The organism is Moraxella sp. CTOTU48268 (assembly GCF_032069585.1).
GTDB classification, from domain to species: domain Bacteria; phylum Pseudomonadota; class Gammaproteobacteria; order Pseudomonadales; family Moraxellaceae; genus Faucicola; species Faucicola cinerea.
This window is the reverse complement of the sequence record NZ_DAMALV010000011.1, coordinates 39,739-62,914: the sequence shown is the minus strand read 5'-3', so window position 1 is coordinate 62,914 and position 23,176 is coordinate 39,739. Positions and strand designations below refer to the sequence as shown.

The 23,176-nt window shown below is 44.4% G+C and carries 21 protein-coding genes and 2 tRNA genes; 8 read left to right on the top strand and 15 right to left on the bottom strand.

The window, feature by feature from the left end; translation table 11 throughout:
* Nucleotides 1-57: 57 nt before the first annotated feature.
* Nucleotides 58-963 carry a polyprenyl synthetase family protein gene (locus RT143_RS05895; protein ID WP_313091802.1) on the top strand — a complete coding sequence of 302 codons (906 nt, stop codon included), beginning with the start codon at nt 58-60 and terminating at the stop codon, nt 961-963.
* Here the strand turns inward: RT143_RS05895 and RT143_RS05890 are convergent, their stop codons facing one another.
* From RT143_RS05890 to RT143_RS05880, 3 genes are all read right to left on the bottom strand, one after another.
* On the bottom strand, nt 964-1,608 hold the full coding sequence (locus tag RT143_RS05890; RefSeq protein WP_313091800.1) for an RDD family protein: 645 nt from the start codon (nt 1,606-1,608) through the stop codon (nt 964-966).
* A 302-nt stretch (nt 1,609-1,910) separates the two neighbouring features.
* Nucleotides 1,911-1,987, bottom strand: a tRNA-Arg gene (locus RT143_RS05885).
* A 103-nt stretch (nt 1,988-2,090) separates the two neighbouring features.
* Nucleotides 2,091-2,180 (bottom strand) — tRNA-Ser (locus RT143_RS05880).
* Nucleotides 2,181-2,516: 336 nt separating this feature from the next.
* On the opposite strand from RT143_RS05880, the gene RT143_RS05875 reads away from it, so the two are divergent.
* Both RT143_RS05875 and RT143_RS05870 read left to right on the top strand, forming a co-directional pair.
* Entirely contained in the window at nt 2,517-3,326 is an 810-nt protein-coding gene (locus tag RT143_RS05875; protein ID WP_313091809.1) for a hydroxymethylpyrimidine/phosphomethylpyrimidine kinase, read from the top strand.
* A 10-nt stretch (nt 3,327-3,336) separates the two neighbouring features.
* Nucleotides 3,337-4,989, top strand: coding sequence for a phospholipase D-like domain-containing protein (locus RT143_RS05870; RefSeq protein WP_313091798.1), 1,653 nt, complete (start codon nt 3,337-3,339; stop codon nt 4,987-4,989).
* Between the two features lie 32 nt (nt 4,990-5,021).
* Here the strand turns inward: RT143_RS05870 and RT143_RS05865 are convergent, their stop codons facing one another.
* The 5 genes from RT143_RS05865 to RT143_RS05845 all read right to left on the bottom strand — a co-directional run bounded on the left by RT143_RS05865 (nt 5,022) and on the right by RT143_RS05845 (nt 10,867).
* Complete coding sequence (locus RT143_RS05865; protein WP_313091797.1) at nt 5,022-5,654, bottom strand: YggT family protein; 633 nt, start codon at nt 5,652-5,654, stop codon at nt 5,022-5,024.
* Between the two features lie 105 nt (nt 5,655-5,759).
* The gene (gene proC / locus RT143_RS05860) at nt 5,760-6,599 is read right to left on the bottom strand and encodes a pyrroline-5-carboxylate reductase (protein ID WP_313091795.1); all 840 of its coding nucleotides are present in this window, start codon (nt 6,597-6,599) and stop codon (nt 5,760-5,762) included.
* Between the two features lie 207 nt (nt 6,600-6,806).
* Nucleotides 6,807-8,294 carry a tRNA lysidine(34) synthetase TilS gene (tilS, locus tag RT143_RS05855; protein ID WP_313091793.1) on the bottom strand — a complete coding sequence of 496 codons (1,488 nt, stop codon included), beginning with the start codon at nt 8,292-8,294 and terminating at the stop codon, nt 6,807-6,809.
* A gap of 114 nt (nt 8,295-8,408) precedes the next feature.
* Nucleotides 8,409-9,218: an acetyl-CoA carboxylase carboxyltransferase subunit alpha gene (locus tag RT143_RS05850; RefSeq protein ID WP_096489378.1), complete on the bottom strand. Its 810-nt coding sequence runs from the start codon at nt 9,216-9,218 to the stop codon at nt 8,409-8,411.
* 125 nt (nt 9,219-9,343) lie between these two features.
* Entirely contained in the window at nt 9,344-10,867 is a 1,524-nt protein-coding gene (locus RT143_RS05845; RefSeq protein WP_239743272.1) for a Ppx/GppA phosphatase family protein, read from the bottom strand.
* Nucleotides 10,868-11,378: 511 nt separating this feature from the next.
* Here RT143_RS05845 and trxA point away from each other — a divergent pair.
* Together trxA and rho are read left to right on the top strand one after the other, a co-directional pair.
* The gene (trxA, locus tag RT143_RS05840; protein ID WP_007117153.1) at nt 11,379-11,702 is read left to right on the top strand and encodes a thioredoxin; all 324 of its coding nucleotides are present in this window, start codon (nt 11,379-11,381) and stop codon (nt 11,700-11,702) included.
* Nucleotides 11,703-12,107: 405 nt separating this feature from the next.
* Nucleotides 12,108-13,376, top strand: a complete 1,269-nt coding sequence (gene rho, locus RT143_RS05835; protein WP_060994528.1) for a transcription termination factor Rho — start codon at nt 12,108-12,110, stop codon at nt 13,374-13,376.
* Between the two features lie 123 nt (nt 13,377-13,499).
* Here rho and ypfJ read toward each other — a convergent pair whose 3' ends face one another.
* Nucleotides 13,500-14,384 carry a KPN_02809 family neutral zinc metallopeptidase gene (gene ypfJ / locus RT143_RS05830; protein ID WP_144918730.1) on the bottom strand — a complete coding sequence of 295 codons (885 nt, stop codon included), beginning with the start codon at nt 14,382-14,384 and terminating at the stop codon, nt 13,500-13,502.
* 567 nt (nt 14,385-14,951) lie between these two features.
* Between ypfJ and RT143_RS05825 the strand changes: the two genes are divergently transcribed.
* Nucleotides 14,952-15,281, top strand: a complete 330-nt coding sequence (locus tag RT143_RS05825; RefSeq protein ID WP_076776453.1) for a hypothetical protein — start codon at nt 14,952-14,954, stop codon at nt 15,279-15,281.
* 218 nt (nt 15,282-15,499) lie between these two features.
* On the opposite strand, the gene ccmE is transcribed toward RT143_RS05825, so the two are convergent.
* From ccmE to ccmA, 5 genes are all read right to left on the bottom strand, one after another.
* On the bottom strand, nt 15,500-15,985 hold the full coding sequence (ccmE, locus tag RT143_RS05820; RefSeq protein ID WP_313091790.1) for a cytochrome c maturation protein CcmE: 486 nt from the start codon (nt 15,983-15,985) through the stop codon (nt 15,500-15,502).
* A gap of 84 nt (nt 15,986-16,069) precedes the next feature.
* Entirely contained in the window at nt 16,070-16,279 is a 210-nt protein-coding gene (ccmD, locus tag RT143_RS05815) for a heme exporter protein CcmD (RefSeq protein ID WP_313091788.1), read from the bottom strand.
* A 113-nt stretch (nt 16,280-16,392) separates the two neighbouring features.
* A complete protein-coding gene (ccmC, locus tag RT143_RS05810) occupies nt 16,393-17,184 on the bottom strand; it encodes a heme ABC transporter permease CcmC (RefSeq protein WP_201665614.1) in 792 nt (263 codons plus the stop codon).
* 105 nt (nt 17,185-17,289) lie between these two features.
* Nucleotides 17,290-17,958, bottom strand: coding sequence for a heme exporter protein CcmB (locus tag RT143_RS05805; protein ID WP_313091785.1), 669 nt, complete (start codon nt 17,956-17,958; stop codon nt 17,290-17,292).
* Between the two features lie 11 nt (nt 17,959-17,969).
* Entirely contained in the window at nt 17,970-18,632 is a 663-nt protein-coding gene (gene ccmA, locus RT143_RS05800; protein WP_313091783.1) for a heme ABC exporter ATP-binding protein CcmA, read from the bottom strand.
* A gap of 284 nt (nt 18,633-18,916) precedes the next feature.
* Here ccmA and RT143_RS05795 point away from each other — a divergent pair, with 284 nt between their 5' ends.
* A complete protein-coding gene (locus tag RT143_RS05795; RefSeq protein WP_313091781.1) occupies nt 18,917-19,702 on the top strand; it encodes a YbjN domain-containing protein in 786 nt (261 codons plus the stop codon).
* A 67-nt stretch (nt 19,703-19,769) separates the two neighbouring features.
* Here RT143_RS05795 and RT143_RS05790 read toward each other — a convergent pair whose 3' ends face one another.
* Nucleotides 19,770-21,875, bottom strand: a complete 2,106-nt coding sequence (locus tag RT143_RS05790; protein ID WP_313091779.1) for a 2,4-dienoyl-CoA reductase FMN-binding domain-containing protein — start codon at nt 21,873-21,875, stop codon at nt 19,770-19,772.
* A 321-nt stretch (nt 21,876-22,196) separates the two neighbouring features.
* On the opposite strand from RT143_RS05790, the gene RT143_RS05785 reads away from it, so the two are divergent.
* A complete protein-coding gene (locus tag RT143_RS05785; protein ID WP_227716857.1) occupies nt 22,197-23,033 on the top strand; it encodes a DegV family protein in 837 nt (278 codons plus the stop codon).
* Nucleotides 23,034-23,176: the final 143 nt, after the last annotated feature.

The following is a 23,176-nucleotide window of genomic DNA, read 5'->3' as shown; positions in this document are numbered from 1 at the left end:
TTAATGGGGGCAGCTTTTTTATTGCTCAAAATTTTAACATATACAAAAGAATTGATTATGGAATTTACTGCTTTTTCGCGCCAAGTCATTGAACAACTAGAATCGGATATCACAGCCTACCTCCAAGCCTGCAAGTTGCCCTCGCCGCTGCATGAAGCAAGCCTATACGCGATGACCAATGGCGGCAAACGGGTACGTCCTTTACTGGTTGCAGCAACTTTTGCCACGGTAAAAACCGACAGCAGTCTTACCCACTCATCCCATCAATTATCTAATGACGTGCGCCGTGCCATGATGGCGGTGGAGTGTCTACACGGCTATTCGCTAGTGCATGATGACTTGCCTTGTATGGATGATGATGCGCTGCGCCGAGGTCGCCCTACCACCCATATCGCCTATGGTGAAGCCGCTGCCATGCTTGCTGGTGACGTGCTCCAGACCTTGGCATTTGAAGCCTTGACCCATACGTATTTTGGTGAAAACAGTCAATTTGCTACCCCGCTATCTGCCACGTTTGCACCACGGGCACGGCGGATGGTCATGGGGCAAATGCTGGATTTAAATGGCGAGCACCAACAGCTTAGCCAAACTGAGCTTGAAGCCATCCACCGTGACAAAACAGGCGCGCTCATTGAAGCGTCAGTATTGATGGGTGCCATCTGTGCCAACGCAACTGACAGCGAGCGGCAAGCACTCAATAGCTTTGCCGAGCAAATTGGGTTGGCTTTCCAAGTACAAGATGATATTTTGGATGTGACTGCCGATACCAAGCAGCTTGGCAAACCTGCGGGAAGTGATGAAAAATTGGATAAATCCACTTATGTCAAACTACTGGGTGTGGCAGCTGCCAAAACCTACGCGCAAAGCTTATTTGATACCGCTAAAAATGCGGTGATTACTGAATTTGGCGATGATAACTATTTGGTCGATTTGGCGGACTGGTTGTGGGAAAGAAACAAGTGATTATTTCTTTCTAAACCCAGCAAACAAGCCTTCATGGTTAATTTTTGGCATTTTCATGGTCAAGGTGTTTGATAGCAAATCATGTAGCGCCAAGCCTTGCTTATTGACCCATGCGAACCAATAATTAAACAATAGCCCAATAAACATACTAAAATACAGCGCACCCACTGACTGGTGGATGAGATAGCCTATCATCCCGCAGACCACCGGCAATAAACAGGCGGCTAATATCCGCATCATCGATTGCCGCCAACTTAGCAATGAGCCATCACGGTTCATGGTTTTAAGCCGCCAAGTCTGCATGCCAAGTGTCTGCCCTGCTTTACGCCAAAATACCCCATAAAACCCAACCAAGATAATCACGAACGCAGGGATTTGCACAGCATTACGATACCATAGCGGTAACGTCGCCGCTTGCCTCATATCCGTCCCTGCCAAACCTAGCAGTTTGGTGCCCAATACAATAAGCAGCATCTGCACAAAAAATAGCATCGCCAAAATCAACATACCATCATACAGCATAGCAATCAGCCGAGTAGCCGCTTTTGCCATCACAGGTTCTTCTTGCAATGGCGCTAATTGCATGGATTGCGGCTGGCTGTTAGTCTTAGCGGTTTTTAACATTGGGGTTTTGGTCTTAGGCATAGGTATGTCGAGCGAATGATGGTAGCAATTAAGCGAAATTGTAGCCTAAATACAACCAAAAGGCTATGACTCAAACGCCAACTACGGACCCATCAGCGCGTGACTCAGATAAACGTAACTGGGATAAACATAACTCAGATCAACATAAATGGGATGAAAATGCCTTAGGCAATGGTGAGGCAGTGGTGAAAAAAACGGAGCGGCAAAATAACCCGCCGATTAATATGAGGCATAAAAAAATAAGGCATAAAAAAAATCGCCTAAACTCAAAGAGTGGCGATTAATTTTAACAAAGTAATTAGTGGTGCGCTTGGAGGGAGTCGAACCCCCGACCCTCAAGTTCGTAGCCTGATGCTCTATCCAACTGAGCTACAAGCGCTTAACTAATGTCTTCGTTTGAAGTGGGCGCTATTATAAGTTAGAATATTTATTTTGTCAAACTTTATTTTAAATAATTTTAAAACTAATTTTGCTTCAATAAATGGCGGTGACGGAGGGATTCGAACCCTCGATACAGTTTCCCGTATGCAGCCTTAGCAGGGCTGTGGTTTCAGCCACTCACCCACGTCACCGAATTGTTCTTACTTATCTATAACACCGTACAATAATTTTAGTCAATGTCGCCATTAACCTCAAGTATTGTGGGTGGGCATTATAACAAACCAATCCAAATTTGCAAGACTTTTTAAAAAAATTATGTGAGAATAATTGCAGCACCTTGGCAATGGCACCATGCCTACCTATAACCCAGTCGCTGTTTATGGCTCATTCGTTATGTGATAATCTGTTTGAAAGTAATGATTAAAAAAACCACTTAAACAATCCTTTATGAGGATTGATAACCAGCCTGTGAGAATCTTATGTCAACCCCTGCTACCCTTGCCCCTATTTTAGAACCCAGCATGACACTGCGCCCCACTGTATTGTGTTTTTCGGGGTTAGATCCATCAGGCGGCGCAGGCTTGCAAGCGGATATTGAGTCGATTGGGCAAGCAGGGAGTCATGCAGCGATTGCTTGTACTGCAGTGACCGTTCAAAGTTCACAGCAAGTTTTTGGGTTTGAGGCATGCGCAAATGAACTGGTAAAGGCGCAAGCACTGGCGGTGCTCAATGATTTGCCTGTCAAAGCCATCAAGTCGGGGATGCTTGGCACCACTGACAATATTGCAATGCTCGCGCAGCTTTTCACCGATGGCAGTATTGCAACAGGTACGCCGTATGTGCTTGACCCGGTACTGGTGGCCAACAGTGGCGGTGCGTTAGGCGACAAAGACACCTTGGTGACTGCCTTTGCTCAGTTGACGCCTTTTGCGACCCTGATGACCCCCAACAGCATTGAACTGCGTGATTTGACAGGCATCGATAATCTACACGCCGCCGCCAAAGATTTGTGTCAACAAGGTGCGAAAGCAGTGCTAGTCAAGACGTCTCACGATAGCCAAGCCTCTGGTATCGAGCAGCATTTATACGCTAATGACAACCAAACCTGCCGACTGGCATACCAAGCGATTTTGCCAAGACTGGCAGGTGAATATCATGGCTCAGGCTGTAGTCTGGCAAGTTATATCGCAGGTCGCTTGGCACTGGGTGACAAGCTTGTGACAGCGGTACAATGCGCAGATATTTGGACGCAACACGTGCTCAAAGTTGCTGACATTGTCCACCCTCATGGTCAACGAATTCCCAAGCGCTTTCATTACACTTCAATGCTAGGTTAGGCAAGCTAGTATGGGGTTATTATTGGAGTGGTCGATTGTCAAGACGTTGCTATTACAGCTAGGTGTTATCGCCCATTTTCTCATCACGCTTTGGCTAGTTGTGCGAGTTATTCAACAGCAGCGCCACCAAAGCGTGGCCATTGCTTGGATTGCGGTGTTATTTGCCCTGCCTGTTATCGGCATCATCGGTTATATGTTATTTGGTGAAATCAATATTGGACACCAGTACCGTAAGCGCAGTTTGATGGCGCAAAAATTACTGCGTGACTTTGCCAACGCTCAGCATATCGATTTTAATGAAATTTCCAAAAATTTAGACACCGAAGCACGGCAACTGAGCAATATCGCCCTACTAAAAACTGGGCTTGGCGTGTATGACCATCATACGCTAACGCTGATGACAGACGCTGATGCTATTTTTGCCAGTTTATTAGCCGATATCCGTGCGGCAAACACGATGATTTTGCTAGAGTTTTATATTGTGTCGCCACAAGGTCGGGTGATTGAGTTATTGGAAGCCTTGATGGAGGCTACCCAGCGCGGCGTATCCGTGCATTTGCTCGCTGATAGCGTTGGCAGTCATGCGTTTTTTCGCAGTTCGTGGGTAAACAAACTCAAAGATGCTGGTGTCTTTGTGCATGAGTCGTTGCCCGTAGGCTTGTTCAAAACTATTGTCAAACGTATTGATATCCGCAATCATCGTAAGCTGGCTATTTTTGACAATTGCTATGGCTATACGGGAAGTTTTAATTTAATCGACCCCGATTTTTTCAAACAAAACGAGCATGTGGGCAAATGGATTGATGTCATGATACGGGTGGAAGGTCATGATACTGTCAATTCGGTGAAAGCCATGTCACTAGTCACGACCACGGATATCAGCGCAGAAACCAACGCCAATTTTTCCGGCCTTGAGAAAATCGTTAATCGCTTTACCAAGTCGTTCTATACCGAGTCGCTGTATATTGACACCTCAAAGCTGCATCATCACAAATTACAACGCGTGGCTAACTCTCGCAGGGTAGGTCAAAACGCTAACACTGGTGCCCCTAAGCCGCCCCTGCTGAACATTTTGCCACTGCAAAGCAACCTACAAGCCTACCCATCGGTGAGTCAAGTCAGTTTGCAGCTGATTCCATCGGCGCCAGAATTAACCGGGCACGTCATCTACGAAACTTTGGTGTGTGCGATTTTTGCTGCCAAAAAACAAGTGGTTATTACCACGCCTTATTTTGTGCCAGATGATGCGCTGCTGCTTGCCATCACTACCGCTGCCAAGCGTGGGGTTAAGGTTATTTTAAATGTACCCAAAAAAGTAGATTCTCTGTTGGTGCGGTTTGCTTCACAGGCTTATTTTGAGCCGCTGTTGTCCGCAGGGGTGCAGATTTATTTGTTCAATGCAGGCTTGCTACATGCCAAGATTTTGTGCGTGGATGATGATTATTGCTTATTTGGTACCGTCAATATGGATATGCGCAGTTTTTATCTGAATATGGAGGTGAGTATGGCGATTTATAATCGTACCATGACCCAGCAAATGCTCACTTGCCAGCATGAATACTTGCAACAAAGTGAGCCATTACAGCGCGATGGGTGGCAGCAGCGTAGCTTTGGGGCAAAATTCTTGGACAACGCTATTCGCCTGTTTAGCCCACTACTTTAGAGCTTAATCATTTAATCGTCGTTTGGGAAACACTAGAGGGTTAATAGATAAACACCTACGGTTTGCACCAAGGTTTCTAGCAAAATAATCAAGAAAAAACCCAGCATAGGTGCCAAATCAAGCATGCCTGTGGCAGGTAATACTTTGCGAAACGGCTGAATAATTGGCTCACTAAGCAGGGTAAGCAGTCCAAAAATTGCTGGCATTTTTTGGGTAAAAAGCATCACCCAGCCCCCGATAAACGAGCCAATAATGATGTACTGACACATTCTTAAAAAATCAATCAGCAAGGTCACCGCCGCCACAAAAAACATCATGACAGGTGAAAAATGCCGCGATAGATAATCAACCATGGCTAAGTTCACCTCTGGCATATAAAACAGCCCAATATTTTGACTATCAATACGCATCATGCCAAGCACGCCCCAAATAAAAATCATCCGCAGCAAAAATAGCAGCATCAGACTTGCGGTATTGATTCTGCCATCGCCAAGGGTTGGGAAAATACGTCCAAACACATCGACAATGCGTGTCATACGATAAATGGGTTTGGCAAACGCATCTTTTGCAGTAATGCCAGCAAACTGCAGCATAAATCGAAAGAAAACCAGTATCATCGCCGCCGCGATGACGATATCAAACAACCCTGCCAAAAGATTAGTCATGCCCTGTTTTTATCCTTATTTGCTGCTTACACACTTGTTAACGATAAGCCGTTAAGATAGTCAATTAAAATTTGCTGTTGTAGCCAATGTTATAGCCAAATCGAGTTATTTGCCAAACGCTTGGCTTAGCTCACGCGAGCGCTGCTCACACGCTAGCATGGCATCGGCAATAATTTGATGCATTTTTTTGTCATCCATCACTTCAATTGCCGCTTGGGTAGTCCCATTGGGCGAGGTCACTTTGCGACGCAGGTCAGCTGGCGTATCATGACTGGTCAATGCCATTTGCGCTGAGCCCAGTGCCGTTTGCATTGCCAAAGCCGTTGCTTGGGTTTGGGTCAGCCCCAATTTTTCACCCGTGGCAATCATATTTTCTAACATATAAAAGAAATACGCAGGCGCTGACCCTGAGATAGCAGTCACGGCGTGCAGTAGCTCTTCGTCATCTACCCATAAAACCAGTCCTGCCGCGGACATCACTTGCTGCGCAAGTTGCCGCTCCGCCTCGCTCACCGCTGCTGTCGCGTACAAGCCTGTGGCACCCATTTGAATCATCGCAGGGGTATTTGGCATCGCTCGGACTAGTTTGACTTGCGGCCCCAACCATTCGGCTAAACTATCGGTAGCAATCCCTGCGGCAATTGAAATAACCACTTGCTCGCCCCAGCTGTCTTTGACTGGCAGTAACACATCTTTAATGACCTGTGGTTTGACGGCTAGCACGACCACATCGGCTTTTTCAATGGCGTGCTTGGTATCGTCGATGTTGCTCGCATTGTAAGTATTTAACCCTTTGGCTTGAAAATCCGCTAACTTCTCGGAATCGGTTTCAACCACATGCAATAGGCTACTTGGCTGACCTTTTGCTAATAGCCCTGCGATAAGTGCCGATGCCATATTACCGCCACCAATAAATGCGATATTAAGAGAAGTTGTGGTTGCCATAGATGTCCTTTGTAGTCATTTTTTGTGGGGTGACGAAAGCAGTTAGACGAAAGCAGTTAAAGGGTTCGCCCTCGCTACTATTCGCAAATAAGTCTACCATACCTACTGCAAATTTTGATGACAAATTTACAGCGTAAATTGGTGTATATGGCGCAAATTCAAGGGATTATTGGCAGTTTGATAGTCTCAGTTTATGACAGTCTTAAATCAATGAGATTCACTATCAAGACTGTCTGTCCAAACCAATTGCCACGGACAAGGCGCTTGGATAGCCAAATTCAGCTCATCGGCATCTGCCAGCCAAACACTGATATTTGGCAATAACAAAGCGAACCGTTTTGGTATTTGAGATGCCGTGAGCGCCTTTTCTTCGTCGTCCTCCAGGATGACCACTTTGGCAAATTGTCGCTCCCAGCTAGGAATATCAAATCGTTGGCACAGTTTTTTAAACGATTGATGAAACGATTGTGACAATAATTGAAAAGACTCATTTGGCAACACGGCTCTGCTAGCAAGCGCCAATTCTAGAGATAGCTCCACAGATAATCCCACATCGTCAGCCAAATTGGCTAATACCTTGTTATCTGACTTGCCATGAATCGCCTTCACATAATCGGCATCAAGGCGGTATAACGTATCGCGGTATTTTCTAATTTCAATCCCCTGCCACTGCAAAATGGCTTGCTGGTCTGTTTGCGCTGATTGTAGTAACTGCTCAATTTGTACAATCCATTGCCGCGTGGGGGCAAATTTTTGTGAGCCTTTGACCCAATGATGCAATAGGTTAAAGCGTCTTGCTTGGCTCAATGATTTTAGATTGGGGATATGCAAACATTGCTGATGACTTGTCCAGCCATTTGAGCACTGGCATAGCGCCAAATCTTGTTGATACTGCTCCTCGACTATACGCTGCGCTTCGGTTAGATTTTGCTGAGTGCGGGTGATATTTTGCACTACTTTATGAAAGCGCTCATCAAGGAGCGGCAAAATCTGATTACGTAAAAAAGCGCGCTGATTAGCTACGCCAAAATTGGTAGGATCATTGACATAAGGGATATGTTGCGCCGCTACAAAGTCGCTAATCTCATCACGCGTTACCCCAAGCAACGGACGCCATAACCAAATGGGTTTGCCAAATTCGTGTTGCACCCCAAACGCCGTCATCCCTGTCAGCCCTGCCAACCCTGTTCCTTGGCATAGGTTCATCAACAAGGTTTCCACCTGATCGTTAGCGTGATGCGCCAAGGCAACAATGGCATTTTCGCCTGCAATCTGTATGATGGCACGATAGCGAGCGGTTCTGGCTTGTTGTTCATTGATTTGTTGTTCATTGGCTTGTTGTGTGCTGGCTTGTTGTTCATGGCTGATTATGCTATCGGCGGCATAAACTTGCTGCGATTGCCACTCGATACAAACGCTGTCATAGTCGATGTGGTACTTGTGGCAATAGCCTTCTACGAGTTGTTGCCAGTCATCACTGATTTTTTGCAATTTATGGTTGATATGAATGACATGAATCGGTAATTGTAGCTGCTGACAGGCGAACAGTAATGCCATCGAGTCTCGCCCGCCACTGCACGCAATATAAATTTTAGTGGCAACCTTGGGGTGCGTTTTGATATGGGTTTGATAACTTTGTTTAATCGCTTCAATGACAGGTGACATATGGACAGATGACATAGGGATAGAAGACACAGTGCTCAAGCTCATACGGCAAGAGAAAAACAGTGGGATAAGACAAATGGGATAAAATAATGGGCGCCTCAATAAACGCCCATGGGTCATTAAAATGGGTTAAATCACTGACAATCAAGCAGAGGCTTTTGGTAAGGACAGCGTAGAATTAAAGCTCATCAATTTTTCATAGCGTTGTTGCAGACGCGTTTGCTCATCCAGCTTTATAAGCAACGCTAGCTGTTGCTCAAGCGTGGCTTTAAGGTTGGTCATAGCGACATCACTGTTGATATGCGCGCCCTCGCCTTCCCCAATGACTTCATCAATCAAGCCAAGAGATTTTAAATTTGCTGCACTGAGTTTCAGCGCCTCACTGGCTTGGGGCGCTTTTTCAGCCGTTTTCCACAAAATCGATGCACAACCTTCAGGCGAAATCACCGAATAAATGCTGTTTTCTAGCATATTGATACGATCAGCGACGCCAATCGCCAGTGCACCGCCTGACCCCCCTTCACCAATTACCGTGGCAATCACAGGGACGTTCAATGATGAAAATACCGCAATACTTTGGGCAATCGCTTGCGCTTGACCACGCTCTTCTGCACCCACGCCAGGATATGCGCCTTGGGTATCGATAAAGGTCAGCACCGGCAATTTAAACCGTTCTGCCATTTGCACCAGTCTAACTACTTTGCGGTAGCCTTCTGGGTTCGCCATACCAAAATTGTATTCAATACGCTCACGGGTGCTGCGACCGCGATGTTGACCAATCAGCATGACAGGCTGGTCGTTAAACATCGCCATGCCCCCCAAAATCGCTTTGTCATCGGCATACGCGCGATCCCCTTGCAGCACATCAAATTCCGTGAACAGCTGGTTGGCATAATCCAAAAATAATGGTCGTTTTGCATGACGTGCAAGCTGTACTTTTTCCCAGACACTCATTGTCGTTATTCCCTTGTTTTATTGCGACTGTTGTCATCTTAATATCGTATGACAGACCTAAGCTCTTAATTTAAAATTTAAAAATTTGCTTAGCTATTTACTTAGCTGTTTATCTAACTATTTACTTACCCAATAGCTGGCTCATAAGTGGCAACGGATAAGCTCATGCCCCACTTTTGCCAAATATCAATTTCATCTTGCAAATCTGATAGCACAAGACTTGCGTTATCATCGGCTAAATTTACCGAAACTTCCCAAGTATGGTTATCTTTAGCCGCTAGCTGAATCGGTAGCGTATCATGTTTGCTACGGCTGTGATGCACCAGTACCGCTAGGCGTAAAATCAGGGTTAAATACACCAGATTGTCACCGCCGACCATTTTGACTTCATCATAACTATCAGGTTTTAATTTACGGCGATGATGCATCACTAGCTGCGACAAGCGTGTTTTATCGACTTGTGAGAACCCATCAATATCCGAATTTTCCAGCAAATAGGCACTGTGCCTGTGATAGCTACTATGGCTGATGGCAAGACCAATTTCATATAAATAGGCACCACGGCGAAGTAAATCCGCGTCTTCTTCATCAAGCCCCAAGCGGTTTTTCACTTGGTCAAACAGCTGCTGCGCGGTACCTACCACACGTTTTGCTTGTTTTCTATCCACCGAATAACGCGTCATCAAGGCTTGTACACTGCGATCGCGCACATCTTCACTGGCAAAACGCCCAAGCATGTCATACATGACGCCTTCACGCAGCGCACCATCTGAATAAGAGATGGTATCAATGCCCAAAACATTCATCGCTGCCAACAGCACCGCGACGCCAGCCGGCAACACTGCCTTACGGGTGTCTTTAATGTCGGCAAAATCAATATTGTCGATATGCTTTGCTTTAATCAGTAATTTTTGGATTTCTTTGACACCGCTGTAGGTCACACGAGCATTTTCATCGGCAAGTCCAAGTTGCACCAAAATTTGATTGACCGCTTTAATCGTGCCACTTGAGCCCGTGACACTGTCCCAACCCGTTTTTTGGTACAAACGACTAATACCCAGCACTTCTTTTCTCGCCGCAGCAATCGCTTTTTCAAACGCTTTCTCGGTGATGGCGCCGTCAGTAAAATAGGATTTGGTAAAGGCAACACAGCCCATCTGTAGGCTTTCGGTCAAAATCGGGTCAAAGCCTTTACCAATAATAAACTCCGTCGACCCACCCCCAATATCAATCACCAAGCGTTTATCGGTACTGGCATTGGTATGAGAAACTCCCAAATAAATTAGACGGGCTTCTTCTCGCCCAGCAATGACTTCTAAGGGTTTGGGTAAAATTAAATTGGCTTGTCGAATAAATTCATCCGCATTCTTGGCTTGGCGCAGGGCATTGGTAGCCACAATCCGTAACCGCTGTGGGGAAACAGCGTCTAGTCGTCCAACAAAACGGGTCAAACAATCCAGCCCGCGTTTTTGTGCCTCAAGCGACAAATAGTTGTTTTCATCAAGTCCAGCGGCAAGCTGCACTTTTTCTGACATTGATGCTAATTTGCGTACTTCCCCATGGTCTAACCGCGCGATGGCAAGATGAAAGCTATTTGAGCCAATATCAATGGCGGCCATAAGTTCGTTGTTAGCAAGTAAGTCAGGCATATTTCACTTAGTGTTGGTTAAAGTCAATAATTCGATTAGACACCATTTTACGCATTTTCACCCCTGAGTAAAAGCCATTTTATTGCAACTGCCATTTTCGCCTCCCCCCATGCCTGTCCATTGATGAAAAAAATTGACTTTAATATTTTCCAAAAACTTCTATCGTTACAATCATTTAGATACGATTAGTTAGATACCATTAATGTTTCTTATCATAACTATCAAAACAATTAACCATACCCATACCCTGTTTTGGGGTTGTGTTATGCTAAGATGACCCTATCATAATAAGCACAATAAAGTAATTTGCCGTTGGGTGTCTGTTTAATAGATTTCACTATCCTATCATTGTTTCTATCACTTCAATGTTTCTATCACTGTTTGATTGTATCCAATATTAAGATTTTTTTATTAGGCAAAAACAAGCACTGGGCAAAAACAAGCGTTTGGGTCATTACTTAACCGTAATCCAAAACCTAACAGTTAACAACATCAACACGTAGGAGTTACTATGTCTTCAGTTATTCATGCCGATGAAGGTACGTTTGAAAAAGCAGTACTACAATCAGATACCCCAGTATTGGTCGATTTTTGGGCAACTTGGTGTGGTCCATGTAAAGCCATCGCCCCTGTATTAGACGAGCTTTCCTCAGAATTTGAGGGTAAAGCGCGAATCGTTAAAATCGACGTTGACCAAAATCCAAACCTAGCCGCACAATATGGTATCCGTAGTATCCCTACCTTATTTATGTTCAAAAACGGTGAAAAAGTGGATGCCACTATGGGCATGCAACCAAAAGCCCAATTGACTGCCCTTATCAACAAACACTTATAATCGCTAGGGTAAGAATCACTAGCGTAGGTTAAATTGAATTTTTATATTGGTAACGGTGTCTTTTTTGATAGTTACCAATAAGATTCGCCGCGATTTTGATACTTGTAAGTAAAAAAATCGCGGTTTTTTATGTCGATACATTGACAAATGAATATGTCAAGTCGTATAGTGTGTTTCACAAAATAACTATCTTATCGATATGCTTAACGTCACGTTAGCAGGCATCTACTATTATTTAGTCTAGTATTTGGTATTGTCTGTTTGCAACGCTCAGTTAATCATTTCAAACGTTTCTAGTTTTTTCTCTTTATATTCTCTTCACTCCCTACTGTCTTAAAACGATGCAGCGCCTTTGCTCAACTCACGTTTTGAGGTGGTTCAAAATTAGTTATTGATGATTTACCTATGAATTTGACTGAACTCAAAAAAAAATCGATTGCTGAATTGTTGTTGATTAGCGAGCAAATGGGTCTAGAAAACATGGCCCGTAGTCGCAAACAAGATATCATTTTTGCCATTTTAAAAACCCACGCCCGAAACGGTGAAGCTATCTATGGGGATGGCGTGCTTGAGATTTTGCCCGATGGCTTTGGTTTTTTACGTTCGTCGGAAGGCTCTTACCTAGCAGGTCCCGATGATATCTATGTGAGTCCGAGCCAAATTCGCCGTTTCAATCTCAAGACGGGTGACTCAATCGCAGGGACGATTCGCCCACCCAAGGATTCCGAGCGCTATTTTGCCCTATTAAAAGTCAACGAAATCAACTTCGACACCCCAGACCGCTCTCGCCACAAACTGATTTTTGAAAACTTAACCCCTCTTTTTCCCACCCAGCAGCTTCGCTTAGAACTTGGTAATGGTACCACAGAAGACTTAACGGGTCGTATCATTGACTTGATTGCCCCGATTGGTAAAGGTCAACGCTCAATTATTGTCGCTCCACCAAAAGCAGGTAAAACCGTACTGCTACAATCTATTGCGCAATCCATCACCAAAAACAATCCAGAATGTTATCTCATCGTGCTGCTCATTGACGAGCGTCCTGAAGAAGTGACCGAGATGCAGCGTACGGTGCGTGGTGAAGTGGTCGCATCGACCTTTGATGAGCCGCCAACCCGTCACGTACAAGTCGCCGAAATGGTGATTGAAAAAGCCAAACGCTTGGTTGAGCACAAACAAGACGTGGTGATTTTACTTGACTCCATCACACGCCTTGCCCGCGCTTACAATACTGTGTTGCCTTCATCGGGTAAAGTATTGACTGGCGGGGTGGATGCCAATGCCCTAGAACGCCCAAAACGCTTTTTTGGTGCCGCGCGTAATGTCGAAGAAGGCGGTAGCTTGACCATTATTTCAACCGCTTTGATTGACACAGGCAGTACCATGGATAAGGTAATTTATGAGGAGTTTAAGGGGACAGGTAACCAAGAAATTACCCTTGAGCGAGACATTGCCGAAAAACGGGTATTCCCTGCCATCAATATCAAAAAATCGGGCACTCGCCGCGAAGAGCGGTTGATGGATGAGGCGATGCTACGCAAAGTATGGATTCTGCGCAAACTGCTACACCCCATGGATGAACTACAAGCCACTGAGTTTTTGCTAGAAAAACTTAAAGACTCAAAAACCAATGATGAATTCTTTGAGCAAATGACGCGTAAAGATAAATCTTAATTGTGTTAACTCCTAATCGTTTTAATTAGCTGACTTATAAAAATAAAAAAGCTCAACCTAGTGTTGAGCTTTTTGTTGGTGTCTTTTTTATTGGCGTCCTTTGGGCTTAAATCGCACCGCTACTTAAATTGCACCACTAAAAGTATCGCATTGGTTGATATCACCCGATTTTAGACCGCGTGAAAACCACGTCATACGTTGTTGACTGGTACCATGGGTAAAGCTATCAGGCACCGCTGCTCGACCACTGGCTTGGGCTAAACGGTCATCACCGATTTGCTGCGCCGCATTAATCGCTTCTTCAATATCGCCTTGCTCTAAGAATTGAACACGTTGTTGGTTACGGTTTGCCCAAACACCGGCAAAACAGTCCGCTTGTAGCTCTTGACGCACTGATAAATTGTTGGCTTGTGCTTCAGTGGCACGGCGACTGGCTTCATCTACTTTTTGGCTAATACCTAACTGATTTTGTACATGGTGACCCACCTCGTGAGCAATCACATAAGCCTGTGCAAAGTCACCTGCTTTACCTTGGTTTTGTGCATCACCTGAGCCATTTTGGTCACCTGTAATACCCAATTTTTGGCGCATTTCTTGGAAAAAACTGGTATCAAGATAGACGCGTTGGTCTGCAGGGCAATAGAAAGGGCCTGTGGCTGAAGAAGCGTTACCACAACCTGAACGTACCATACCATTAAATAATACTAATTTAGGCTGTTGGTATTGCATATTGTTTTCACTAAAAATTTGACCCCAAACTTCTTCCGTGTCTTTTAATACCACTGAGGCGAATTTTTGGTCGCGGTCGGCCGTTTGCTGGTCAAGGGTTTGTTGCCCGCTACTATTTCCACCTGTGATTGCAGAACCTGTTTGCATAGCAGTCATAGGATTCATACCAAACACTAGCCACAAAATCAACCCAATGATAATACTACCAATACCGCCGCCTACAGCTTTACCGCCGCTGACCAGTACATTTGAACTACCGCCACGATCTTCCCACTTCATACCACTACCTCCTCAAATCTCGTCTTGCTTTTATAATATGCTTATTTTGGCATTGTAGCATTTTGCCTAAAAATTACTGTGTGAAATCGTAGTTTTATACAGATTTTTGAAAATAAACCCTAATAATATGCAACTAATGTAACTTATCTACCCATCAAAGCCTTAGAAATCTCATTAAGATTAAGCAATTATCACCATAAAAAATTATTTTTTAACTATATCCAATAGACCGCTAAAACAAAAAAATTGTAAATTTACAAAAATAAAGATATCTTTGCCATATTTTTATGCGTATAATACGTCATTTTCTGCGAAAAGCTAAAAAAGATATCTTTTTCGTGCGATATCAATAAATCTAAAAAGTTGTATTTGTGATTGCGGTGTTATTTTGTTACAACCTTTTATCAGATTTATTATATTTTTTTATGCGAAAGTTATTCTATCTTGACTAAGTTTCCGCTACAATATTGCCAGTTTCATGTCCCGTGTGTCTTTAATTCTAAATAAACTCTTTATTTAGAGTATCGTCGAGTGAATACGGGGTTATTTTCTTTAGGAGAACACGTAATGAACGTTAAATTAATCGCTGTATCGAGTTTAGTTGCTGCATCTTTAGCTATGACTGCATGTAGCAAAAAAGAAGAAGCTGCACCAGCTGCTGCCTCTACAACTGCTTCAACTACAGTTGCTTCATCAACTACTACTACCACTGTTGAAGCTTCTGCACCAGCAGTAACTGCATCTGCTGCAACTGTTAACGCTTCTACTGTTGTAGTAGAAACTGCATCTGCTGCTGCACCAGCTTCTGCTGTTGCTGATGCTGCTAACCAAGTTGCTGATGCTGCCGCTTCTGCTGCTGCAACTGTTGCTGACGCTTCTGCATCTGCTGCAAAATAATCAGTTTTTTAAACTGAACAAAAAGGAAACCCGAGCGGTTTCCTTTTTTTATGTTTAAAGATTTTATGGTTAAAGATTTTGTATGGCACAAAATTTTTCACATTATTTTTTAACATCATCTAGACACTAAAAAAGTGGGTCAATTGCCCACTTTTTCAGCTACCTGGCTTTGTTAGCTAGCTGATTTTTTAACTAATTAATTTTTTAGTTAATTCACTTTATTGTTTAACAGGGGTAGCCGGTATAAACTGCGCTTGGTTGATATCCGTGCCGTTGGCTTGATGCTGGGTTTTTAATGATTTTGCTACTTCTGGCGGCATGTAATTCTCATCATGCTTTGCTAGTACCTCGCTTGCTACAAAGGTATTGCCTTCAAGCGAACCTGTGGCTACCACGCCCGAACCTTCGGCGAATAAATCTGGCAAAATGCCTTTATAAGATACCGGTACGGTGGATTTAAAATCGGTGATTTTAAATTTGACATTGAGCGGGTCTGTGCTATCTCGCTCGACACTACCACGCACGACCATACCTCCTGCTCGGATACGGGTATCTTCAGGTGCTTTGCCTTGACTAATGGCTGTGGGGTCAAAATAATAGTCAGTTTGTTGTCCCACCGCATAAATCACAAGAACGACGGCAATGATTGCGCCAAATAAGGTTGCCATCACCCACATTAATTTTTTTTGTCGAACTTTATTCATCGCTTTTTTTCATCTCACTTTTGATGAACCACACCCTATGGGGCTACTTGTCTATTATAACACCGATTAGGCCGATAGATACTATTATCCGCTGCGCTTAGCGGTACGCTGATGACGCTGTTGTTGGCGCGCCTGCTGGGTAGTGATATCTCGGTAGGTCGCTTTACGCTGACTACGACTAAAAAAGACAAGCGCGACAATGCCTAGTAAGGTTAGTAGCCAAGTTGACCATACATAGCTACCATGCCCACCCATGGCGATAAACTCGGCAACATTATGAAAATACGGGCTCATTGGTGACCTCAGATTTGGATTTAGGTTTAGAGAATGGATTGATGCCATAGAATTAAAGCTATCGCTAGTTAAATGGCGACAACTTTAGCTAGGATAAGCTTAGCAATAATACTTTAACGATATAGCCGTTTGCATTCATCAATCACCCACTGCTTGCTACTTTCGCGTTGCAAAATCAAGGTGTTGGTACGATAGATGGTCAGCGCAGCCACCAAAAAATAACTGCCTAACATCATCAGCAACAACGGCATATACATATCAGGCGGCATTTTTGGACGCTCAGTTACGGTAAATGTCGAGCCTTGGTGTAGGGTGTTCCACCAGTTGACAGAATATTTGATAATCGGCAAATTAACCGCACCGACAATCGATAAAATCGCCGCCGCTTTACCACGACTGGCGGTATGTTCAAATGCGGCAAATAGTGCCATCACGCCTGCGTACAAAAACGCCAAAATCAGCATAGAAGTCAGACGCGCATCCCATACCCAGTATGTGCCCCAGGTAGGCTTTGCCCAAATCGAGCCTGTAAGTAGACTTAACACACAAAGCATAAAGCCAATCGGCGCAATCGCTTGGGCAACCAAATTGGCGGTTTTAATTTTCCAGACCAAAAAAATCACCCCCAAAATTGCCATACCCAAATAAATTGACATGGCCAGACTGGCAGTGGGGACATGGATAAAGATAATACGATAGCTATTGCCTTGCAAATAGTCGGGTGGCGCAAACGCTAATCCCCAAACGGCACCCACCGCTAATAGCAGCGCAGCAATAACAGCTAAATATTTCACCCAAGGGGCAAAAATACGATAAAACTCTTTGGTGCCAACAGTTTTAAGAAACCCTTGCCAAAGGCGAGAAAAAAAGCCAGTTTTGCCAACGTTTGGGGTAATTTCTGCCATGGAATGCGCCTTGCTTTTTTTTCTAAAATGAATGTAAGCCATCAACAATAAGATATTTGTTCGCTTATTTTACTGGTATTTGGGGATTTTTTCATCTAAAAATCATCAGCTTAACCAAGCCAGTTTTAATGAAAATGCAATCACAAAAGGCGTGACGATGACTGCCAAAATACTGCCCGCCAGTAATAGGGCTAAAATCGGATAACCGTTAAGCCCCATGGCAAATTGCCCCACTGCCCCCGTGGCAAAAATCAGCACAGGGAGCTGCATCGGTAACGAAATCAATGGCACTAACACCGCGCCGTTTTTTAGCGATACTGTCAAGCTACTGGCAATCGCTGATAAGCATAGCAAAATCGGACTGCCGACCAAAATAGAAGCACTCAGGGCAATGGCTGCTTGGCTGGTCAAGCCAAAAAGCGGCATCGCCAAAAATGCGAGCAGACACACTATCCCCGCACTGGTCAGCCAATGCACGATGAGCCGTACTAGTACCCAGGTGGGAATCGAGGCACGAGCGACAACCAATTGCGCCAGTGTGCCGTTATCGAGCGCTGGGCGAAATAAGTTTTCCATACCCATAATCAGCGACAATAACGCTGCAATCCATACCGCAGGCACGCCCAGTTGCTGCAATAATTTTGGCTCCGTGCCCATCGCCAGTGGAAATAAGGTGATGATAATTAAAAACAACACCAGTGGATATAACCACTGCACTTTGTTTTGCTGCTTGATTTGCCATTCACGTTGCCACAGGGCAGAAAAATCAATCATTGCAGTTGCCCCTAAACCATATACAAGGTTAAATCTAATTGCTTGTTGGCGACGGCGACAGTTTGGTGACTGGTCATGAGCACTGCCCCGCCGCGCTGAACGAATGTCTGCATCAAGTGTTCAATTTTGGCAATCATATTGACATCAAGCGCGGTCAGCGGCTCATCAAGTAGCCAGCAAGGAAATTGCGCTACATACTCAAGCGCAAACAGCAAGCGTGCCAGACCCACGCGGCGCGTCTGCCCTGCCGAGAGTTGATAGCAGTTGATTTTCTCATAACCTGCTAACCCAACCCAATCGAGTGCTTGCTCAAGTTCCTCTGCGCTTGGCTTGATGCCATACAAGGCTAACAAAAATCGCAAATTTTGCTCAACGGTGAGTTGCAAATGAATACCCAATTGGTGCGCCACATAAAATGGCTGCACAGGTAGTCCTGCCTTGCCCTGCCAGCTGATATCACCGGTCAAAACAGGAATCAACCCTGCAAGCTGCATCAAAAATGTGGTTTTTCCGGTGCCATTTTCACCCACCAAATGACAAATATCGCCACGGTTTAGCACCAAATTCACCGCCTCACACAGCGGAAATTCGCCACGTTGTATGGTGATGTTTTGACAGTTTAGCAGCGAACTGGTCGCCGAGATAGGCATAGCAGTGGGTGTTGGATTTGGCATAACATTGGTTAAAATTTGCAAGTCATTAAATAGATAACAGGTTAAATTGATAAATCGTGGCCTTATACCCATTGTATAGATAATTGGCCAAAGTTGTGTAGAAAGCTTATTATATACTAACTTGCGACAGGTCTTTGCTATTATCAATATAAAGTATCCATATAAAGCTTGGTAGTAGCGTCAAAGTTTTGCCAACCTGTTTGTTAATTTTTTTGTTTTTTAACTGTTCTGCTTTTCGTTTTTCTTTCTATTTTTAGCTATTTTTTCTTGGGTAAGTGAAATCAATGTCCAAAAATCCGAAGCGTTTATGGCAACGCCTAAAACTGTTCTTTACTGCTGAAAAATCAGCGCTACTCCCTGTAGCCGATAAAACAACTGACTCTTCTGGTCAGTGTGCTGAGACAAACGAGCATACCGATGCTACTGGCTATCAGCCTTTTGCCAAAAACCCGGTCAATGCAGCTTTTGATGAGCATAGCCATTCACGAGATGAACCGATGTTAGCCAGTGAGGCACCTGAGTCAGATGACGAATTAGAGCTACAACCGATTACCCCCGATGACATAGAGCATATCTTAGCCAGTATGGGTTATCAATTTATGTATCACCCGGCTAGCGAACAAGATGAGCAAAGCATTCATCATTATACGATGCAAGTGTCGGATAAAGAGCGGCATTGGGGTTGTATGATTCGTTTTTTTAGTGAGCAGCAATTGATTGCGGTGTACAGTATTTATCCTACTGCGATTGCTGAAGCCAATCGCCCCGAGATGCTCGCCATGCTGGCTTATCTGAATTATGATTTGATGATTGGCAATTTAGAAATGGATGTGATGGACGGCGAGCTGCGCTTTAAGACGTCGCTTGATTTGGAGGTGACGGGGCTGAGCGAGCTAATTATGAGTTATTTGCTACAGAGTAATTTCTCGTTGTTTTCACGGCTGTATGACACCATTCGCGAGATGATTGAGCAGCCGCATACTACGCACGATTTGCAAGGTGCTGTAGACAAACTGATTGACTCTCAGCAAGCGCGCAATTTTTTCTTAGCATCTGATGCCATTCAATAACACGCGGTCGATATAAAAAAGGCGATGACATGCATTCATCGCCTTTTTTATGACATAGTAAAAGCTGCTACAACATGGCAGCGACTTCCGCGCCTTCACGAATGGCACGTTTGGCGTCCAATTCACCTGCCAATTTTGCCCCACCAATCAAGTGATATTGGGCTGTCAAGTCATCACCCACGGCAGGCATTAAGTCATTGACCGATTCTTGCCCCGCGCAAATAACGATACTATCAACGCGCAATAATTGGCTGTGACCGTCTGGGTTAGTAATCCAAATGCCTTCATTGGTAATTTTCTCATAGCCAATGCCGCTCACCTGTTTGACGCCATGCTTGTTGATATGAGCACGGTGCACCCAGCCTGAGGTTTTATTGAGACCTGCCCCCAAGCGACCTTTTTTACGCTGCATCAAATACACTTCACGGGTCGGGGTAATGGGCTCTGGTTTTACCAGTCCACCTTCGCTGTCATAGTGTGCGTTGGTGTCTACGCCCCACTCACGTTTCCATGAGTCTACGCTTTGCGGATGGGGTTGATAAATCACGTTACCTTGGGCATCTTTTTCAAACGGTTTAACATGGGTGGAGGTCAAATATTCGCTGACATCAAAGCCAATTCCGCCTGCACCGATCACCGCGACTCGCTTACCTGCAACTTTTTGACCCGATAGCAACTCGGCATAGCTCATCACTTGCGGCAACTCTACCCCTTTAAAGTCAAGCGCCCGTGGCACAACGCCTGTGGCAATAATCACATCATCAAACTGACCTGACTCTAGTTCCTCTTTGCTGACTTTGTGATTGAGCTTAAGTTCAATGCCTAAGCTGTCCACCAAATTGGTAAAGTAACGGATGGTCTCAAAGAACTCTTCTTTACCTGGAATCACTTTGGCATAGTTAAACTGTCCGCCGATTTTATCCTGTGCTTCAAACAAGGTGACCTGATGACCGCGTTTGGCGGCGACCGTCGCCGCTGATAAGCCTGCCATGCCCGCGCCCACTACGGCAATTTTTTTGGCTTTTTTGGCAGGTATATAGACCAGTTCGGTTTCATAACAGGCTTGGGGGTTGACTAGACAGGTTGAGCGTTTATTGTCAAATGTATGATCTAAACACGCTTGGTTACAGCCGATACAAGTATTAATCAGATGGGTCTGCCCAAGGCTGGCTTTTGTTACCCAATCTGGGTCTGCCAAGAACGGACGCGCCATTTGTACCAAGTCAGCTTGGTTATCTGCTAGCAGCTGCTCGGCAGTCTCTGGCATATTGACACGGTTGGCTGCAATCACAGGAATAGTCACGTGGCGTTTGACTTCAGCAATCACATCAGCAAACGCTGCGCGTGGCACTGACGTGACGATAGTGGGAACACGCGCTTCATGCCAGCCAATCCCCGTATTTATTATGGTCACACCGGCTTTTTCGATGGCTTTGGCGATAGTAATGACTTCATCCATGGTGTTGCCATCGGGCACCAAGTCAATCATCGACAAACGGAAGGTGATAATAAACGCTTCTCCCACCGCCTCGCGTACCGCTTTGATGACTTCAAGCGCAAAACGCATACGGTTCTCTAAACTACCGCCCCATTGGTCGGTGCGCTGATTGACGTGATTGCTTAAAAACTGATTGAGTAAATAGCCTTCTGAACCCATGATTTCAACACCATCATAGCCCGCCATTTGTGCAAGTTTGGCGGTTTTGGCATAGTCTTTGATAGTCGCCAAAATATTTTTTTCACTCATTTGACGGGGTTTGAAGGGTGAAATAGGCGACTTGATGGGACTGGCTGATACCGCCAATGGATGATAACCATAGCGACCGCTGTGCAGAATTTGCAAGATGATTTTGCAGTCATATTGGTGCACAGCTTTGGTGACTTTACGATGGTTTATCACATCGCCTTTGTGATTGAGCGTCCCGCCTGCCGGCACTAACCAACCTTCATGATTGGGCGAGATACCGCCCGTGATCATCATGGCAACTCCCCCTTTAGCGCGCTCGGCAAAATAAGCGGCTAGCTTTGGATAGTTAAAGAACCGATCTTCAAGCCCTGTGTGCATCGAGCCCATCACAATACGATTTTTTAACGTGGTAAATCCTAAATCTAGGGGCTCAAAAATATGCGGATAATGGGTGTTATGGGTAGATATCTGGCTGTTATTTGACATAAATAATCCTTGGCAGTAATTTCCTTTCACTATTTGGTCACATTAAGGAACTAATCTTATCACTTTGTCAATGAGCTCGTTTTCATAATCAATTCGTTAATGTGGGAATTCGTCAATTTGGTCACGCAATGTAGCTATATCAATATACGTTAAGCATACATCAAACCAAAAATAGGTCAACCTATTATAAATAGTCATCTTTGAAAGCATAAGGCAAATTTTGTCCCGATGAGTCTACAAAAAAATCATGCTTATTTTTGTGATAATGCTAATATCAAGCTAGGATAAAAGTACAACCGAAGGGAAATTACTGTGAAAAAAATGATTGTGAGCACGTCCACGTCTTGTCTTGACGACCTTGGCATTCCAGAAAATGTCAAAATGTTGCCAATGAATATCCATATGGGCGGTGCCAATTATCTAGATGGACAAAACCTAAGCTTAGACAGTCTATCGCGTATTCTACTCGATACCCCCAATATCGACATCAGTACCTCTGCCCCCACTGAAAATCAGCTCATTGAATTCTTTTATCAGCTCATCAAAGAAGACGTGCAAGAAGTTTTATTCATCTGTTTGTCCTCTTCTTTAAGCCAGACCTACAAAAACTTGCTCAATATCAGCTCCATGTTTAGTCATCGCATGAAAATTTATATCTATGATTCACGCACGATTTCACATGGCGAAGCGATTCTTGTACAAGAAGCCTCACGCTTACTCAAACAAGGCACAGAAATCCCTCAAATCATCACCGAAATCAACCGCCTGCGCGATAAAATCCATATCTATTTGGCCGTTGATAACCTTAAAGGCATGATTCGTACCAAGCGTATTTCAGCCCCAGTCGGCTTTTTTGCCAATTTATTCGGTATTAAACCGATTGTAAAAGTCGAATACTCAGGTCAAATAGTCGCCTTTGAAAAGGTGCGTAGTTTTGAAAAATGTATTGAGCGACTCGCCGATGCTATCATCACCGCCGCCAATGGTAAAAAGGGTAAAATGTATGTGCTTAGCGGCAATCTAAACCCTCATACCAAGTCCCTACTCAACTATTTATCGTTACGCGGTTATGCTAAAACCGAAGTTCTTCCTGCCGCCAGTGTCTCTATAGCAAATATCGGGGTGTTCACACTTGGCTGCGTATTTGTCGAAGACTAAACCCTGACTGTGTTGTGCTAGCTTGCAAAACACAGTGAAGGCTTATCTGTTTTGTCATTTTTTTATATTTGTGAAAAAGCAGATTGATGTATAGGATTTGGTCAAAATCCTTGTTATGATAAAGGCGTTTATTTATTAACTAC

Bases quoted from the DNA above. Each gene is read 5' to 3' on its own strand.
- RT143_RS05850 (WP_096489378.1), bottom strand. From the start codon at position 9,218: ATGAGTGTCTGGGAAAAAGTACAGCTTGCACGTCATGCAAAACGACCA.
- RT143_RS05870 (WP_313091798.1), top strand. From the start codon at position 3,337: ATGGGGTTATTATTGGAGTGGTCGATTGTCAAGACGTTGCTATTACAG.
- trxA (WP_007117153.1), top strand. From the start codon at position 11,379: ATGTCTTCAGTTATTCATGCCGATGAAGGTACGTTTGAAAAAGCAGTA.
- RT143_RS05790 (WP_313091779.1), bottom strand. From the start codon at position 21,875: ATGTCAAATAACAGCCAGATATCTACCCATAACACCCATTATCCGCAT.
- RT143_RS05785 (WP_227716857.1), top strand. From the start codon at position 22,197: ATGATTGTGAGCACGTCCACGTCTTGTCTTGACGACCTTGGCATTCCA.
- RT143_RS05805 (WP_313091785.1), bottom strand. From the start codon at position 17,958: ATGATTGATTTTTCTGCCCTGTGGCAACGTGAATGGCAAATCAAGCAG.
- ccmE (WP_313091790.1), bottom strand. From the start codon at position 15,985: ATGAATAAAGTTCGACAAAAAAAATTAATGTGGGTGATGGCAACCTTA.
- RT143_RS05890 (WP_313091800.1), bottom strand. From the start codon at position 1,608: ATGCCTAAGACCAAAACCCCAATGTTAAAAACCGCTAAGACTAACAGC.
- ccmD (WP_313091788.1), bottom strand. From the start codon at position 16,279: ATGAGCCCGTATTTTCATAATGTTGCCGAGTTTATCGCCATGGGTGGG.
- RT143_RS05845 (WP_239743272.1), bottom strand. From the start codon at position 10,867: ATGCCTGACTTACTTGCTAACAACGAACTTATGGCCGCCATTGATATT.
- RT143_RS05865 (WP_313091797.1), bottom strand. From the start codon at position 5,654: ATGACTAATCTTTTGGCAGGGTTGTTTGATATCGTCATCGCGGCGGCG.
- proC (WP_313091795.1), bottom strand. From the start codon at position 6,599: ATGGCAACCACAACTTCTCTTAATATCGCATTTATTGGTGGCGGTAAT.
- RT143_RS05895 (WP_313091802.1), top strand. From the start codon at position 58: ATGGAATTTACTGCTTTTTCGCGCCAAGTCATTGAACAACTAGAATCG.
- RT143_RS05795 (WP_313091781.1), top strand. From the start codon at position 18,917: ATGTCCAAAAATCCGAAGCGTTTATGGCAACGCCTAAAACTGTTCTTT.
- RT143_RS05825 (WP_076776453.1), top strand. From the start codon at position 14,952: ATGAACGTTAAATTAATCGCTGTATCGAGTTTAGTTGCTGCATCTTTA.
- rho (WP_060994528.1), top strand. From the start codon at position 12,108: ATGAATTTGACTGAACTCAAAAAAAAATCGATTGCTGAATTGTTGTTG.
- ccmC (WP_201665614.1), bottom strand. From the start codon at position 17,184: ATGGCAGAAATTACCCCAAACGTTGGCAAAACTGGCTTTTTTTCTCGC.
- ypfJ (WP_144918730.1), bottom strand. From the start codon at position 14,384: ATGAAGTGGGAAGATCGTGGCGGTAGTTCAAATGTACTGGTCAGCGGC.
- ccmA (WP_313091783.1), bottom strand. From the start codon at position 18,632: ATGCCAAATCCAACACCCACTGCTATGCCTATCTCGGCGACCAGTTCG.